The sequence below is a fragment of the Cellulomonas sp. P5_C5 genome, assembly GCF_054049655.1.
Window position 1 is genome coordinate 267,204 of the sequence record NZ_JBFULY010000002.1, and the last position, 12,675, is coordinate 279,878.

General features: G+C 73.9%; 15 protein-coding genes. 10 read left to right on the forward strand and 5 right to left on the reverse strand.

Annotated elements, in window-relative coordinates:
- Nucleotides 1–2 precede the first annotated feature (2 nt).
- The 3 genes from ACXJKF_RS03060 to ACXJKF_RS03070 are packed head-to-tail and all read left to right on the forward strand — an operon-like array spanning nucleotide 3 to nucleotide 1,127.
- Complete coding sequence (locus ACXJKF_RS03060) at nucleotides 3–314, forward strand: ArsR/SmtB family transcription factor (protein WP_456786265.1); 312 nt, start codon at nucleotides 3–5, stop codon at nucleotides 312–314.
- Entirely contained in the window at nucleotides 307–753 is a 447-nt protein-coding gene (locus ACXJKF_RS03065) for an SRPBCC family protein (RefSeq protein WP_456786266.1), read from the forward strand. The genes ACXJKF_RS03060 and ACXJKF_RS03065 overlap by 8 nt, the downstream gene beginning before the upstream one ends.
- Nucleotides 750–1,127 (forward strand): nuclear transport factor 2 family protein, encoded by a 378-nt coding sequence (locus tag ACXJKF_RS03070; protein ID WP_456786267.1) that lies wholly within the window; start codon nucleotides 750–752, stop codon nucleotides 1,125–1,127. The genes ACXJKF_RS03065 and ACXJKF_RS03070 overlap by 4 nt, the downstream gene beginning before the upstream one ends.
- A gap of 11 nt (nucleotides 1,128–1,138) precedes the next feature.
- On the opposite strand, the gene ACXJKF_RS03075 is transcribed toward ACXJKF_RS03070, so the two are convergent.
- Nucleotides 1,139–1,786, reverse strand: a complete 648-nt coding sequence (locus ACXJKF_RS03075; RefSeq protein ID WP_456786268.1) for a hypothetical protein — start codon at nucleotides 1,784–1,786, stop codon at nucleotides 1,139–1,141.
- Nucleotides 1,783–2,331, reverse strand: coding sequence for an RNA polymerase sigma factor (locus tag ACXJKF_RS03080; RefSeq protein ID WP_456786269.1), 549 nt, complete (start codon nucleotides 2,329–2,331; stop codon nucleotides 1,783–1,785). Before ACXJKF_RS03080 ends, ACXJKF_RS03075 begins: the two co-directional genes overlap by 4 nt.
- 194 nt (nucleotides 2,332–2,525) lie before the next feature.
- On the opposite strand from ACXJKF_RS03080, the gene ACXJKF_RS03085 reads away from it, so the two are divergent.
- Nucleotides 2,526–3,029: an aminoacyl-tRNA deacylase gene (locus ACXJKF_RS03085; RefSeq protein WP_456786270.1), complete on the forward strand. Its 504-nt coding sequence runs from the start codon at nucleotides 2,526–2,528 to the stop codon at nucleotides 3,027–3,029.
- Between the two features lie 51 nt (nucleotides 3,030–3,080).
- Here ACXJKF_RS03085 and ACXJKF_RS03090 read toward each other — a convergent pair whose 3' ends face one another.
- Nucleotides 3,081–3,473: a PPOX class F420-dependent oxidoreductase gene (locus tag ACXJKF_RS03090; RefSeq protein ID WP_456786271.1), complete on the reverse strand. Its 393-nt coding sequence runs from the start codon at nucleotides 3,471–3,473 to the stop codon at nucleotides 3,081–3,083.
- 149 nt (nucleotides 3,474–3,622) lie between these two features.
- Here ACXJKF_RS03090 and ACXJKF_RS03095 point away from each other — a divergent pair, with 149 nt between their 5' ends.
- The 3 genes from ACXJKF_RS03095 to ACXJKF_RS03105 are packed head-to-tail and all read left to right on the forward strand — an operon-like array spanning nucleotide 3,623 to nucleotide 8,227.
- Nucleotides 3,623–3,952 carry an STAS domain-containing protein gene (locus ACXJKF_RS03095; RefSeq protein ID WP_456786272.1) on the forward strand — a complete coding sequence of 110 codons (330 nt, stop codon included), beginning with the start codon at nucleotides 3,623–3,625 and terminating at the stop codon, nucleotides 3,950–3,952.
- Between the two features lie 55 nt (nucleotides 3,953–4,007).
- Nucleotides 4,008–5,171: an exonuclease SbcCD subunit D gene (locus ACXJKF_RS03100; RefSeq protein ID WP_456786273.1), complete on the forward strand. Its 1,164-nt coding sequence runs from the start codon at nucleotides 4,008–4,010 to the stop codon at nucleotides 5,169–5,171.
- Nucleotides 5,171–8,227 carry an AAA family ATPase gene (locus tag ACXJKF_RS03105; RefSeq protein ID WP_456786274.1) on the forward strand — a complete coding sequence of 1,019 codons (3,057 nt, stop codon included), beginning with the start codon at nucleotides 5,171–5,173 and terminating at the stop codon, nucleotides 8,225–8,227. Before ACXJKF_RS03100 ends, ACXJKF_RS03105 begins: the two co-directional genes overlap by 1 nt.
- 12 nt (nucleotides 8,228–8,239) lie before the next feature.
- Here ACXJKF_RS03105 and ACXJKF_RS03110 read toward each other — a convergent pair whose 3' ends face one another.
- Together ACXJKF_RS03110 and ACXJKF_RS03115 are read right to left on the reverse strand one after the other, a co-directional pair.
- Nucleotides 8,240–8,656, reverse strand: coding sequence for a hypothetical protein (locus tag ACXJKF_RS03110; protein ID WP_456786275.1), 417 nt, complete (start codon nucleotides 8,654–8,656; stop codon nucleotides 8,240–8,242).
- A gap of 92 nt (nucleotides 8,657–8,748) precedes the next feature.
- Nucleotides 8,749–10,065 carry a multidrug effflux MFS transporter gene (locus tag ACXJKF_RS03115; protein ID WP_456786276.1) on the reverse strand — a complete coding sequence of 439 codons (1,317 nt, stop codon included), beginning with the start codon at nucleotides 10,063–10,065 and terminating at the stop codon, nucleotides 8,749–8,751.
- A gap of 134 nt (nucleotides 10,066–10,199) precedes the next feature.
- Here ACXJKF_RS03115 and ACXJKF_RS03120 point away from each other — a divergent pair, with 134 nt between their 5' ends.
- From ACXJKF_RS03120 to ACXJKF_RS03130, 3 genes are read left to right on the forward strand one after another with little or no spacing between them, the layout of a single operon-like run.
- A complete protein-coding gene (locus ACXJKF_RS03120) occupies nucleotides 10,200–11,153 on the forward strand; it encodes a GmrSD restriction endonuclease domain-containing protein (RefSeq protein ID WP_456786277.1) in 954 nt (317 codons plus the stop codon).
- Between the two features lie 36 nt (nucleotides 11,154–11,189).
- Nucleotides 11,190–11,894: an LmeA family phospholipid-binding protein gene (locus tag ACXJKF_RS03125; RefSeq protein WP_456786278.1), complete on the forward strand. Its 705-nt coding sequence runs from the start codon at nucleotides 11,190–11,192 to the stop codon at nucleotides 11,892–11,894.
- A 54-nt stretch (nucleotides 11,895–11,948) separates the two neighbouring features.
- The gene (locus ACXJKF_RS03130; RefSeq protein WP_456786279.1) at nucleotides 11,949–12,674 is read left to right on the forward strand and encodes a M50 family metallopeptidase; all 726 of its coding nucleotides are present in this window, start codon (nucleotides 11,949–11,951) and stop codon (nucleotides 12,672–12,674) included.
- Nucleotide 12,675: the final 1 nt, after the last annotated feature.

A 12,675-nucleotide genomic window follows, 5' to 3' on the forward strand; every position in this document is an offset into this window, starting at 1 on the left:
CCATGGATACCGCTGGGTCCGCGCTGCGGGCGCTGGCCGACCCGAACCGTCGGCGGATCCTCACCGTCGTGCGGGACGAGCCGGTCGCCGTCGGCGACATCGCCGCGCAGGTCGAGATGTCCCAGCAGGCGGTGTCGCACCACCTCCGGGTGCTGCGGGACTCCGGTCTGGTCACCGAGCAGCGCGACCGCACGCGCCACCTGTACGTCGTGCGGACCGACGGCCTGGCGGCCGTGCGTGACTACCTCGACGACTTCTGGCCCACCCACCTGCGTGCCCTGAAGAGCGCGGCGGAGGCGGCGACCCGTGGCTGACTACGCGACGTCGATCCACATCGAGGCGCCCCCGGAGGTCGTGTTCGCGCACCTCGTGGTCGCTGAGCGGATGGTGACGTGGATGGGACACCGGGCGTCGCTCGACCCCGTGGTCGGCGGCGAGTTCGCCGTCGACATCGGCGGCTCCCTGGTGCGGGGGGAGTACGTCGAGGTGGACCCGCCCCGCCGGGTCGTCGTGTCCTGGGGGATGGCGGGGAGCGCCGACCTCCCGCCGTCCGCGAGCCGCGTCGAGTTCCTGCTCACCCCCGTCGGCGCAGGAACCCGGGTCGACCTGGTCCACACCGGTCTGCCGACGAGCCGCGCAACAGGCCACGCGGAGGGCTGGACGCACTTCCTGCCCCGGCTCGCGACCAGCGCAGCAGGGGACGATCCCGGCCCCGACACCTGGGAACCTTCGACCACTCAGGAGATGCCATGACGCAGCAGGTGCTCGACATCGTGACCGCCTACCAGGACGCGTGGACGTCCGGGGACCTCGACACCGCCGCGACCTACCTGGCGCCCGACTTCCGGTTCGAGGGGGCCGGCGCGTCGTTCACGTCGGCCGACGACTTCCTCCCGTTCCTCACGCGGTTCTCCGCGCGGATCGGGCGCGGGTGGCGGCAGGTCGCGGCCTTCGGTGACGGCGGCGAGCTGCTCGTGATGTACGAGCTGCGCGGTCCCGCGGGTCAGGCGCTGCCGCTCACCGTCGACCACTTCGTCGTGCGCGACGGCAGGATCGCCGCGGAGACGCTGGTGTTCGACTCCGCGGCGTTCGGCCAGGCGATGGCCGGCGCGACCGGGAGCCGCTGACTACCCCGTCGTCAGTCGAGGCAGAACAGCGTGACGTTCGCGATGCCGAGCGCATCCGGCCCGTACATCTGCGCGAACAGCGCCGCGTCCTCCTCCGTCGTGAAGTACGACGCCACGACCATCACGTCCTGCGGGAGCCCCAGCGCCTCGGCCGCACCCGCGTCGCACCCGACCGAGCCACCCGAGGGCGTGTACCCGAGCTCGGTGATCCGGGCTTCGGCGGCGTCAGCCTCCGGAGAGTCGAACGAGTCGACGACCGCCACGTACGTCCCCCAGACCTCGCCGCCGTGCGAGACGTCGGCCTGCTGGGGCGGGGTCACGGGCGGTGTCACGGGCGGTGTCTCGACGACGGATGTGGGCGAGGGGCTCATCGACGGCTCCGACGGGGACGGCGCCGGAGCCGGGCTCGACGTGACCGACGGGTCCGGCGCGACGGGCAGGAGCGCCGGCGGGGCGGTGAAGGCGTTCGCGGTCACGATCCCGATGGCCAGGACGGCCGCGGCACCCACGGAGACGGCGGCGATGCGACGGGTGCGAAGACGGCGGATCTGGGTACGCATGTGCAGGGCCTCTGTTCGGACGTCGGGTGCCGCGAGGGCGGAGGTGCGGGCCTCGTGGTCGGCCAGCTCTCCCAGGAGGTCGCGCAGCGGGGCGGTCATGGCTCGCTCCTTCCGGTCCGGATCGTGGTGACGGTGACCGCGTCGTCGGGGAGGGCGTCCGGCCCGAGCGCGGTGCGGAGCTTGGCGGTGGCGTCGGACAGGTACCGCTTCACGGCACCGGCGCTCAGGTCGAGCTCGTGGGCGATCTCGGGGACGGTGAAGTCGTCGAAGAACCGCAGCACCGCGACGGCCCGCTCGCGCGGTGCCAGGCCGGCGAGCGCGGCGCGGACGTCCAGCACGGCCGCCGTGGCGTGCTCGGGCGACGGGGCGTGGTCGGTCTCGGCGAGCAGGTGGACCTTCGCGCGCCAGGAGATCGAGCGCCGCGTGGAGTCGATGAACATCGTGCGGATCACGGCGCGCACGTAGCCCTCCGCGGAGTACACGTCCGTCAGCGGGCGGCGCCGGGCGAACGTGCGGACGATCGCGTCGTGCGCCAGGTCCTCGGCGTCGCCCCGGTCGAGCGTGAAGAGGGCGGCGTACCCGACGAGCGCCGAGCGCCGGTCGCGCAGGACCTCCTCGAGCACCTGGTGCCAGGCTGCTGCCACGAGTCACCCCCTTGCTCGTCCGGACGGGCTGTCACAGAGAGAGAACGAACACCTCGCCGCAACCGTTGGGGTGCGTCCCCGGTGGACCACTGCGGCGTCCTCGGGTGCGTCCGGCCGCGGGTCCGGCGAGTTCACCCAGGCGAGAGGCTTCTCGACCGCGGCGGATGCCGACAGGCCCGTCCTACAGTGACCGGATGAGTGACACAGCCGCACCGACCGACGGGGAGCGCAGGGCCCTCGCCGGCCTCGAGGCGTCGGGCATCGAGTTCCAGGTGACCCGGCACGGACGCGTCAGCTCGCTGGCGGAGGCGGCCGAGGCGCGCGGCATCGACCCCGCCGGCATCGTCAAGACGATCGTGGTGCGCCGCGGCGACGACGACTTCCTCTTCGTGCTGGTGCCGGGCGACCGAACGATCTCGTGGCCCAAGCTGCGCGCGCTCCTCGGGGTGTCGCGCCTGTCGATGCCCGACGCGGCCACCGCCAAGGATGTCACCGGGTACGAGCGCGGCACGATCACGCCGTTCGGCTCGCAGGTGGCGTGGCCCGTCGTCGCCGACGCGCGCATCCGGACGCGGACGGTGTCCATCGGCGCCGGGGCCTTCGGCCTCGCGGCGACCGTGGACGGTGCCGAGCTGGTGCGAGCCCTGGACGCGACGGTCTCGGACGTGACGGAGCCCGAAGGCGCGCAGTCCGCCTGAGGCGGCTCGTGGTCGGGCTGAGCCTGCGCTGCGCTGCGGCTGAGCCCTGCGCTACTTCGTGACGAACGTCGTCGGGCGGACCGTGAGGATCACGCGCCGCGGGGCGTCGGTGATCTCGTAGTCCTGCCCGTAGCGGGTCTGGAGCGACTTGTAGAAGCTGGCGACCTCGTCGTCGGGAACCGTCTCCACGACGGCCCCGCGGACCTCGAGCGACCGGTACGGGTTCTCGGGGTCGTGGATGGAGATCGCCACCCGCGGCTCGTTCTGCAGGTTCTTGAACTTCTGCCGGGTGGACGTGTGCGTGAACCGCAGCACCTCGCCGTCCCACACGAACCACATGACGCTGCTGTGCGGCGCGCCGTCCGGCGCGACCGTCGCGAGGTGGGCGAAGAGCGGGCGGTCCAGCAGGTCGGCGTGGCTGGCGGGGAGCTCGTGGTGGGCCATCGCACGAGGCTAGCTCCGCTCGCCCGCGGGAACATCCGGGGGTCCACATCCGTTCGCGATGTCGTAGGTGCCCGGGTCGGACGAGCGGTAGCGTCGACCCGCCGGAATGCAGATCCGGACACGGGGGCGAGAGCTGAGGAGAGTTCGTCGTGATCGATCGCGCGCCCGCGGCCGGAGCCATCCGAGTCGACGCCCAGGACACGAAGACCGTCATCAGCCTCGTCGGGGAGATCGACKCCGCGCTGCGCGACGAGGCCGGCGCGTGCATGGGCGTCGCGCTGGTCAGCGGGCTTCCCGTGGTCATCGACTCCACGCTGGCGACGTTCATCGACTCGTCGGGCATCGCGTTCGTGCTGCAGCTGCACCTCGCGGCCTCCGCGGAGCAGATCCCCGTGACGCTCCTGGACCCGCACCGGGTGCTCCGGGACATGCTGGAGATGGTCGGCCTCTCCGGCGAGGTACCGGCGGCGACCGTCTGACGCCACCCCGAGCCCGGTCAGCGGGTGTGTCGGTGGGCTGGTCTACGTTCGCCGCATGCGGTTGTTGCACACGTCGGACTGGCACCTGGGCCGGTCGCTGCACGGGGTCGACCTGATCGACCACCAGGCGGCGTACCTGGATCACCTGGTCGACGTCGTGCGCGCCGAGCAGGTCTCCGCGGTGGTCGTCGCGGGGGACGTGTACGACCGCGCGATCCCGCCGGTCGAGGCCGTCACTCTGCTCTCGGAGACGCTCGCGCGCCTCGCCGAGCACACCACGGTCGTGGTCACGTCCGGCAACCACGACTCCGCGACGCGGCTGGGCTTCGGGTCGGCGCTGATGCGGGACCGCGTCCGGCTCCGCACGCGGGTCGCCGGCCTCGCGGAGCCGGTGGTGCTTCCCGACGACGACGGTGACGTGCTGGCGTACGGCATCCCGTACCTCGACCCCGACTTCGCGCGCGTCGAGCTGGCCGACGGTCCTGAGCCGCTGGCCCGCTCGCACCAGGCGGTCGCTGCCGCGGCGATGCGACGCATCCGGGACGATCTCGCGGCACGCCGCGGGGGCGCTCGGCCACGCTCGGTGGTGGCGGCGCACGCGTTCGTCATCGGTGGCGCCCCGACCGACTCCGAGCGGGACATCCGGGTCGGCGGGGTGGACCAGGTGCCCGCCGGGGTGTTCGCAGGCGCGGACTACGTGGCACTCGGCCACCTGCACGGTCCCCAGACGGTGTCCGGCGTCGACGGCACGGTCCTGCGCTACAGCGGATCGCCGCTCGCCTACTCCTTCTCCGAGCAGCACCACACCAAGTCGACGGTCCTGGTGGACCTGTCCGGCGGTCAGGTGCGCACGTCGCTGGTCGCCGCGCCGGTCCCGCGCCGGCTGGCCGACGTCACGGGCACGCTCGAGGAGCTGCTCGGTGCGGCGGGCGCTGCGCACACCGACGCGTGGACGCGGGTGACCGTCACCGACGCCCACCGCCCGGAGGACCTGTACCGCCGGGTCAAGCAGCGCTTCCCGCACGCACTCGTGGTCCACCACCGCGCGGCGACGTCGGCGCAGTCCTCCCGGTCCGCGGTCGTCACCGCGGCGCACGACCCGCTCGTCGTGACCGCCGACTTCCTCGCGCACGTCACCGGCCACGGCCCGACGCCCGCCGAGGCGGACGTGCTGCGGCGCGCGTACGAGGACGTCGCCGCGATGGAGCGGAGCGCCTGATGCACCTGCGCACCCTCACGCTCCAGGCGATCGGGCCGTTCGCCGGCCGGCACACCGTCGACTTCGACGCGCTCGGCCAGGCGGGGCTGTTCCTGCTGGAGGGGCCGACGGGCTCCGGCAAGTCGACGCTCATCGACGCCGTCGTGTTCGCGCTGTACGGGAAGGTGGCGTCCAGCGAGGCGTCGGAGGACCGGCTCCGCTCGGCGTACGCGGCCGACGACGTGGAGAGCGTGGTCGACCTGGTCTTCGAGGTGCCCGCCGGCACCTACCGCGTGCGCCGCACCCCGGCCTACCAGCGGGCCAAGCGCCGGGGCAGCGGCACCACCACCGCGAACGCGTCGGTGAAGGCGTGGCGGCTGCCCGCCGGGACGGACCTCGACCCGGCGACCCTCGACTCCGTCGGCGTGCCGCTGGGCAACCGGCTGGACGAGGTCGGCGCCGAGATCCAGAAGGCCGTGGGCCTGGACCGCACCCAGTTCGTCCAGACGATCGTGCTGCCCCAGGGCGAGTTCGCACACTTCCTGCGCGCCAAGCCCGAGGAGCGGCGCGGGCTGCTGCAGAAGATCTTCGGCACCGAGGTGTACGAGCGGCTGGCGTTCCGGCTGGCGGAGCTGCGTCGGGAGAGCGACCGCGCGAGCGCCGCGGCGCGGACGGCGCTGTCGTCGGGGACGTCACAGCTGGTCGGCGCCGCGCGGCTCACCGACGACGAGGCCGCGGACGTCCGTGCGGCGATCGACGCCGCGGTGGCGACGGGCGACGGGCTCGTGGCCGCGGTGCGGTCGGTGGTCGCCGAGCGGACCGACGTGCTCGACGGGTGGGCCGCCGGTGCGCGCGCGGCGGCGGTCGCGGCCGACGCGGTACGCCGGGCAGCGCGCGCGGACCTCGACCAGGTGACCGCGACGGACGCACTGCTCCGACGACGGGCCGCGTTGCGCGAGGAGCGTGCGGCTCTGGATGCCGCGGCGGACCTGAACGCCGAGGCGGTCCTGCAGCTCACCGCCGCGCGGGCGGCCCGCGCCGTCCGGCCGCTCCTGCTCGGTGCCGAGCGTGCCGCCACCGTGCTCGACGCGGCGCGCAAGACCCTGACCGCGGCGCTGGACGCAGCCCCCGAGGACATCGGGACGCCGCCGRACGGCACCACCCTGCGGACGCACGTGGAGGCCGCGGGACGTTCGGCGGCGGAGTCGGCCGGTGCGCTCGCGCGGCTGGTGGACGTCGAGGCCGGGCTCGAGTCCCGTCGTCGCGGCGTGCGTCAGACCCGCCACGCGGTCGACGACCTCGTCGCGGCGATCGCGACGGACGACCAGTGGCTCGCCGCACGGCCGGCCGCCCGCGCAGCACTGCGGACGACGCTGGAGGCGGCTCGGTCGCTCGCCTCTGCGGCCGGGGAGCGCGAGTCCGCGCTCGCGGCGGCGATCGAGATCGTTGCCGCGCACACGGCGCTCGCCGCGGCCGAGCAGACCCTCGCGGAGGCCGTCATGGCCCGGGCTGCGGCCGGCGCCGCCGCGGTGGTCGCGCTCGACACCGAGCGGGACCTGCGGGCCGCCCGGGTCAGGGACCTCGCCGGCGAGCTCGCGGCGCGGCTCGACGACGGTGACGCGTGCCCGGTGTGCGGCTCCGCGGAGCACCCCGCCAAGGCCGTGCTCGGAGCCGACCACGTGTCCGCCGAGCAGGTCGAGCAGGCGGAGGCCGACCGGGCGGACGCCGAGCGCCGCCTGCACGCCGCCGCCGAGCGGTGCAGCGTGCTGGAGGAGCGCGTCGGCGCGCTGCGCGCGCGGGTGGGCGACGGCACCGCGCAGGACGCGTCCGAGCGGGGCGACCGGGCGCGCTCGGCGCTCGCGCAGGCGCAGGCCGCGCAGGCCGACGTCGACCGGTTGGAGCCCGCGCTGGACGCCTTCGACGTGCAGACCCGCACCCGGGACGCCGAGCGTGCGGCCGCCGTCGCGCGGCTCGCGGGGGAGCGGGCGACGCTGGAGGTGACGCTGCTGGACCTCGACGCCGCCGAGGCCGAGGTCGTCACCGGGCGGGGGGACCACCCGACGGTCGCCGCCCGGCACGCCGAGCTGCTCGAACGGGTCGCGTCGTCCGGCACCGTGCTCGACGCGCTCGCGGAGCAGGACGCCGCGCACGACGAGCTCGGCCGCCGACAGGCCGAGCTGGCCGACGGGCTCGACGCGCACGGCTTCGACTCGCCGGACGAGGCGCACGCCGCCGCTGTCGACGCGGCCGTCCTCGCGGAGCTCGACCGCATCGTGACCTCGTACGCGACCCGCCTCGACCGGGCGACCGCCGGACTGGCCGAGCCCGCGCTCGCGGCCCTCGCCGACGACCTCGTGGTCGACCTCGACGCAGCGACCACCGCGGAGGCCGCCGCGCGCCAGGAGGCCGAGCGGACGGCCGGCGAGGCACGTGTGGCCGAGGACCGCTCAGCGGCGGCCGGCGTCGCGGGTGACGCGGTCGTCGCGTCCGCGACCGCGCTCGCCGACGCGCTGGGGACCGCGGGTCCGGTCAGCCGCCTCGCGGACCTGACCGGTGGTGGCGGTGGTGACAACCCCCGGAACCTGTCGCTGGCCACGTTCGTGCTGATGCGCCGCTTCGAGGACGTCGTCGCTGCCGCGAACGAGCGCCTGCTCGTCATGTCGGACGGCCGGTTCGAGCTGGTCCGCAGCGACGAGAAGGAGGACGTGCGCGCGCGGAACACCGGGCTCGCCATGCGCGTCATCGACCACCGCACCGAGCAGGCGCGGGACCCGCGGACCCTGTCCGGCGGGGAGACGTTCTACGTGTCGCTGTGCCTGGCGCTCGGCATGGCCGACGTCGTGACGGCGGAGGCGGGCGGGATCGACCTGGGCACGCTGTTCGTCGACGAGGGCTTCGGGTCGCTGGACCCGCACACGCTCGACGCGGTGCTGGCCGAGCTCGGACGCCTGCGCGCCGGCGGTCGGGTGGTCGGGGTGGTGTCGCACGTCGAGGCGCTGAAGCAGTCGATCGCGGACCGCATCGAGATCCGCCCGACGGCCGAGGGTCCGAGCACGCTCACGGTGCGCGCGGGCTGACTGCCCGCTCCGTCACCAGGCCCAGCCGCGGGAGGCGAGCTCGACCTCCTCGCGGAAGCGTTCGGCCGGGTCGCCCTTCGCGGCGGGCTGGACCTCGACGCCGGCCAGCCGGCACGCCTCGACCAGCAGCTGGTCGTAGGCCAGCTGGGACGCGATGATCCGCTCGGCGCGGGCGAAGGTGCGTGGGTCCAGCTCGAGCGAGCGGACGTGGTCGGCGACGACGCTCAGCCGCTCCTGGACGCGCAGGGTGGTGAACGGGTCGTACTCGGGGGGTCGTTGCGGCCGGATCCGCTCGGCCAGGTGCTCCAGCCGGGTGGCCACGAACGTGCGCCATCGCGGCGGCTCGTCGGGCGACGGGAACAGCTGCCAGATCGCACCGAAGACGAGCGCCGGGACGAACATCACAGCGGCCAGCATGATCCAGCTCATCGTGCGTCCTTCATCGAGCGCGTAGGGCTCAGATTAAGTCGCAAGTGTGACGTGCGCCACAATATTCCCCGCCGATCGCGCAGGCGTCAGGGCTACCGCGTCGCGACCTCCGGGGTCACCCGGGCGGCGCGGGCCGTCGGCACCTCGGGTGCGGCGACCAGGTCGTGCGCGGCGTGTGCCTTCGCGACGACGCTCTCGGCTTCCTCGAGGGCGGTACGAGCCCACGAGCGGCGGACGAGGACGAGCAGGGCGGCAGCGATCACGATGACGCCGGCCATGACGGCGCCCATGGTCACGGCGGTCGGTGTGCCGTTGATGCTGGTCAGCGGCGCGATGATCGCGCCCAGCCCGAACTGCAGGGCGCCGAGCAGGGCGGCGGCGGACCCGGCGCGGTGCGGGTTGGACGCCAGGGCGATGGCCGGTGCGGAGGGCAGCACGAAGCCGGCGGTGCCCAGGGTGAGGACCAGCAGGACGGTCACGGGCCAGAACGGGGCGCCCAGGAGCGTCGTCGCGAACAGGGCGAGGCTGAGCACCACGCCGACCGCGACCGCGCCGGAGAGGATCTGCTCGGGCCGGAAGCGGCCGACGAGGGCGCCGTTGATCTGGGAGCCCGCGGTGATGGCGACGGCGCCGGCGGCGAACACCCAGCCGAACTGCTGCGGCGACAGGCCGTAGCCCTCCTGGAACACGAACGTCGACGAGGCGACGTAGGTGAACATGGCCGACAGGTAGAACGCGGACATGAGGGCGAGGCCGAGGAACGGCAGGTCGATCAGCAGGTCACGGTAGGTCCGCAGTGCTGCGCCGGTGCCGCCGGTGCGCCGCAGCGCGAGCGGGAGCGACTCGCGCAGCGCGAACCACGCGACGACGAAGAGCACGGCACCGGTGGCGGCGAGGAAGACGAAGATCAGCCGCCAGGAGCCGACGAGCAGCAGCTGTGCGCCGATCGTGGGCGCGATGATCGGCGCGACGCCGACGACGAGCATCAGCCGGGCCATCACCTTGGAGACGGCGAGCCCCTCGAACTTGTCGCGGACGACGGCCAGGGACAGGACCATCCCGGCAGCGGCGGTGAACCCCTGGACGAACCGCAGGGCGGTGAACGCGGTGATGTTCTGGACCAGCACCAGGCCGGCGGACGCCAGCACGTAGACCACGAGGGAGCCGAGGAGGGGCCGGCGGCGGCCGTACGCGTCGGAGACGGACCCGATGAGGAGCTGACCGAGGGCCAGGCCGGCGAGCGACGCGGCGATGGTCAGCTGGACCGCGGCGGCGGTGGTGTTGAGGTCGTCGGCGATCTCGGGGAACGCGGCGAGGTAGGTGTCGAACGTGAACGGGCCCAGGGCGGTGAGCGCCGAGAGCAGGAGGACGAAGCCGACGCTCACGCGCGTCGCGGGGTTCCGGGCCATGACAGTGCCAAGGTTGCGAGGCGCAAGCATCTTCCCGGCAGGACCACCATGTGGGACGCATCACCCGCTGACCGGGACCTTCGTCGTGCATCGGACCGGTTGCGCGCACCGATACTCGGGGCGTGACGAGACCGATGAGGACCGCCTCCGACGCCCGGCGCCTGCCCTGGCGCCTGGCACCGGTGGCCGGCGTCGTCGGGCTGCTCGCTGCGTCTCTCGTCGCGTGCGGCGCCGTCGCGACCGTCGACCCGGTGGTTGCTCCGCACGCGACCGTCGGCGCGACCCCGAGCCCGAGCCCTCACCCCAGTCCCAGCCCCAGCATCGACGACCAGCCGGCGCTGGCGCAGCCGCAGACCGCCCTGGCCGCGGCCGCGCTCCTCCCGGTGAAGGGCCGCGCGCCGAAGACCGGGTACGACCGGGACCTCTACGGGCAGGCGTGGAAGGACGTGGACCGCAACGGCTGCGACACCCGCAACGACATCCTGCGCCGGGACCTGACGGACCAGGTGCTCAAGGACGGCACGAACGGCTGCGTGGTGGTGTCGGGGACCCTGCTCGACCCGTACTCGGGCACGCCGATCGCGTTCGTCCGCGGTCAGGACACGTCGTCGGCGGTGCAGATCGACCACGTCGTCGCGCTGTCGGACTCCTGGCAGAAGGGCGCTCAGCAGTGGGACACCGCGAAGCGGGAGGCGTTCGGCAACGACCCGCTGAACCTGCTCGCCGCCGACGGTCCGCTGAACCAGCAGAAGGGCGACGGGGACGCGGCGACGTGGCTCCCGCCGAACAAGGCGTTCCGGTGCGCGTACGTCGCGCGGCAGGTCGGCGTGAAGTACGCGTACGGGCTGTGGGTCACGCAGGCCGAGCAGGATGCGATGGTCGGCGTGCTGTCGTCGTGCCCGAACGAGCCGCTGCCCGCCGGTTCGGAGGTGTCGCCACCGGTCGCCGAGGTTCCCGTCACCGGCCCCTTCTCGAGCTGCGCCGAGGCGTGGGCCGCGGGCGCCGCGCCGGTCCGCGTCGGTGACCCCGGCTACGCCCCCACGCTCGACGGCGACGGCGACGGGATCGGGTGCGAGAACCGCCGATGACCAGCGCAGGGCGGCACGGACCCCTAGGTTGATCCCGTGAGCGCGCGCGGAGTGGCCATCGGGGTGCTGACCACGTGCGTCGTGCTCGTGGCCGGCGCGTTCGTCGCGGACCGGGTGGCGGAGTCGTCGGCCGAGAAGCAGGTGGTCGCCGCGATCGAGGAGAACCTCGACGTCGTCGGCACGCCGACCGTCGAGCTCGGGGGATTCCCGTTCCTCACCCAGCTGCTGGCGGGGTCCATCGACGACGTCACGGGCACGGTCGACGGGGTCACGCTCGAGGGGATCGACGCCACCGACGTGACCTTCGACGGGCACGGGGTGAGCACGTCGGAGCCGTACACGGTGGCTACCGCGACGATCTCCGCGACCCTGCCCACCGCCTCGATCGAGCAGATCGTCGCCGACCGCTCGAACCTGGAGATCGCGGTCGCGGTCGACGGTGGTGCGCTCACGGCGTCGGGCGAGGTGCTCGGGCTGCGGCTCGCCGCCAACCTGGTGCCGCGCGTCGAGGACGGCAAGCTGCTCGTGTCGGTCGAGAACGTGCAGATCGCGGGGCTGACGGTGTCGGTCGACGACCTGCCGAGCTCGATCGGCGACCGGCTGACCGACGTCGAGATCCCCGTCGAGGGCCTCCCGGACGGCCTCGTCCTGTCCGACGCGACCGTCGTCGCGGACGGTGTGCGCATCACCGCCGACGGGACCGACGTCGTCCTGCCCACCCAGGCGCCCCCGGCTGGGTAGGGTCCGTCGTGCCCGCCCGGCTGGGTGGACGACGACGGACGAAGGATCCCGCCCGTGGACTGGATCGGCGACGCCTGGCAGGACATCACCACGCCCCAACCGGTGCCGTCGAGCACCGTGGTGCTGCTCACCGCAGCGGGGGTGCTGCTGGTCCTGCTGGTTCCCGTGGCGTGGCACGTGGCGCGGCACGGGCTGACGATCGTGCACGAGGCCGCGCACGCGACGGTGGCTGTGCTCGTCGGACGCCGGCTGTCGGGCATCCGGGTGCACTCGGACACCTCCGGCCTGACCGTGTCGGTGGGCAAGCCGCGCGGTCCCGGGATGGTCGCGACGGTCGCCGCGGGGTACACGGGCCCGGCGCTGCTCGGCGTCGGCGCCGCGTGGCTGCTGTCCCGCGGGTACGCCGTCGCGCTGCTGTGGATCCTGCTCGTCGTCCTGCTGCTCGTTCTGGTCCAGATCCGCAACTGGTACGGCCTGTGGGCGGTGCTGGTCACGGGTGCGCTGCTGGTCGCGGTGACGGTGTGGGGATCGGCGACGGTGCAGAGCATCGCCGCGTACGCGGTGACCTGGTTCCTGCTGCTGGGGGCGCCGCGCGCGGTGCTGGAGATGCAGTCGGAACGCCGCCGTGGCCGGCGCCGCGGCGTGCCGGACACCTCCGACGCGGGCCTGCTCGGCCGGCTGACGCACACGCCGGGCGCCCTGTGGGTCGCCATCCTGCTGCTCGTCTGCCTCGCCTCCCTGGCGCTCGGCGCGGTGTGGCTGATCGGCCTGCAGGTCTGAC

Bases quoted from the DNA above. Each gene is read 5' to 3' on its own strand.
- ACXJKF_RS03110 (WP_456786275.1), bottom strand. From the start codon at position 8,656: ATGAGCTGGATCATGCTGGCCGCTGTGATGTTCGTCCCGGCGCTCGTC.
- ACXJKF_RS03090 (WP_456786271.1), bottom strand. From the start codon at position 3,473: ATGGCCCACCACGAGCTCCCCGCCAGCCACGCCGACCTGCTGGACCGC.
- ACXJKF_RS03085 (WP_456786270.1), top strand. From the start codon at position 2,526: ATGAGTGACACAGCCGCACCGACCGACGGGGAGCGCAGGGCCCTCGCC.
- ACXJKF_RS03070 (WP_456786267.1), top strand. From the start codon at position 750: ATGACGCAGCAGGTGCTCGACATCGTGACCGCCTACCAGGACGCGTGG.
- ACXJKF_RS03060 (WP_456786265.1), top strand. From the start codon at position 3: ATGGATACCGCTGGGTCCGCGCTGCGGGCGCTGGCCGACCCGAACCGT.
- ACXJKF_RS03075 (WP_456786268.1), bottom strand. From the start codon at position 1,786: ATGACCGCCCCGCTGCGCGACCTCCTGGGAGAGCTGGCCGACCACGAG.
- ACXJKF_RS03115 (WP_456786276.1), bottom strand. From the start codon at position 10,065: ATGGCCCGGAACCCCGCGACGCGCGTGAGCGTCGGCTTCGTCCTCCTG.
- ACXJKF_RS03100 (WP_456786273.1), top strand. From the start codon at position 4,008: ATGCGGTTGTTGCACACGTCGGACTGGCACCTGGGCCGGTCGCTGCAC.
- ACXJKF_RS03120 (WP_456786277.1), top strand. From the start codon at position 10,200: ATGAGGACCGCCTCCGACGCCCGGCGCCTGCCCTGGCGCCTGGCACCG.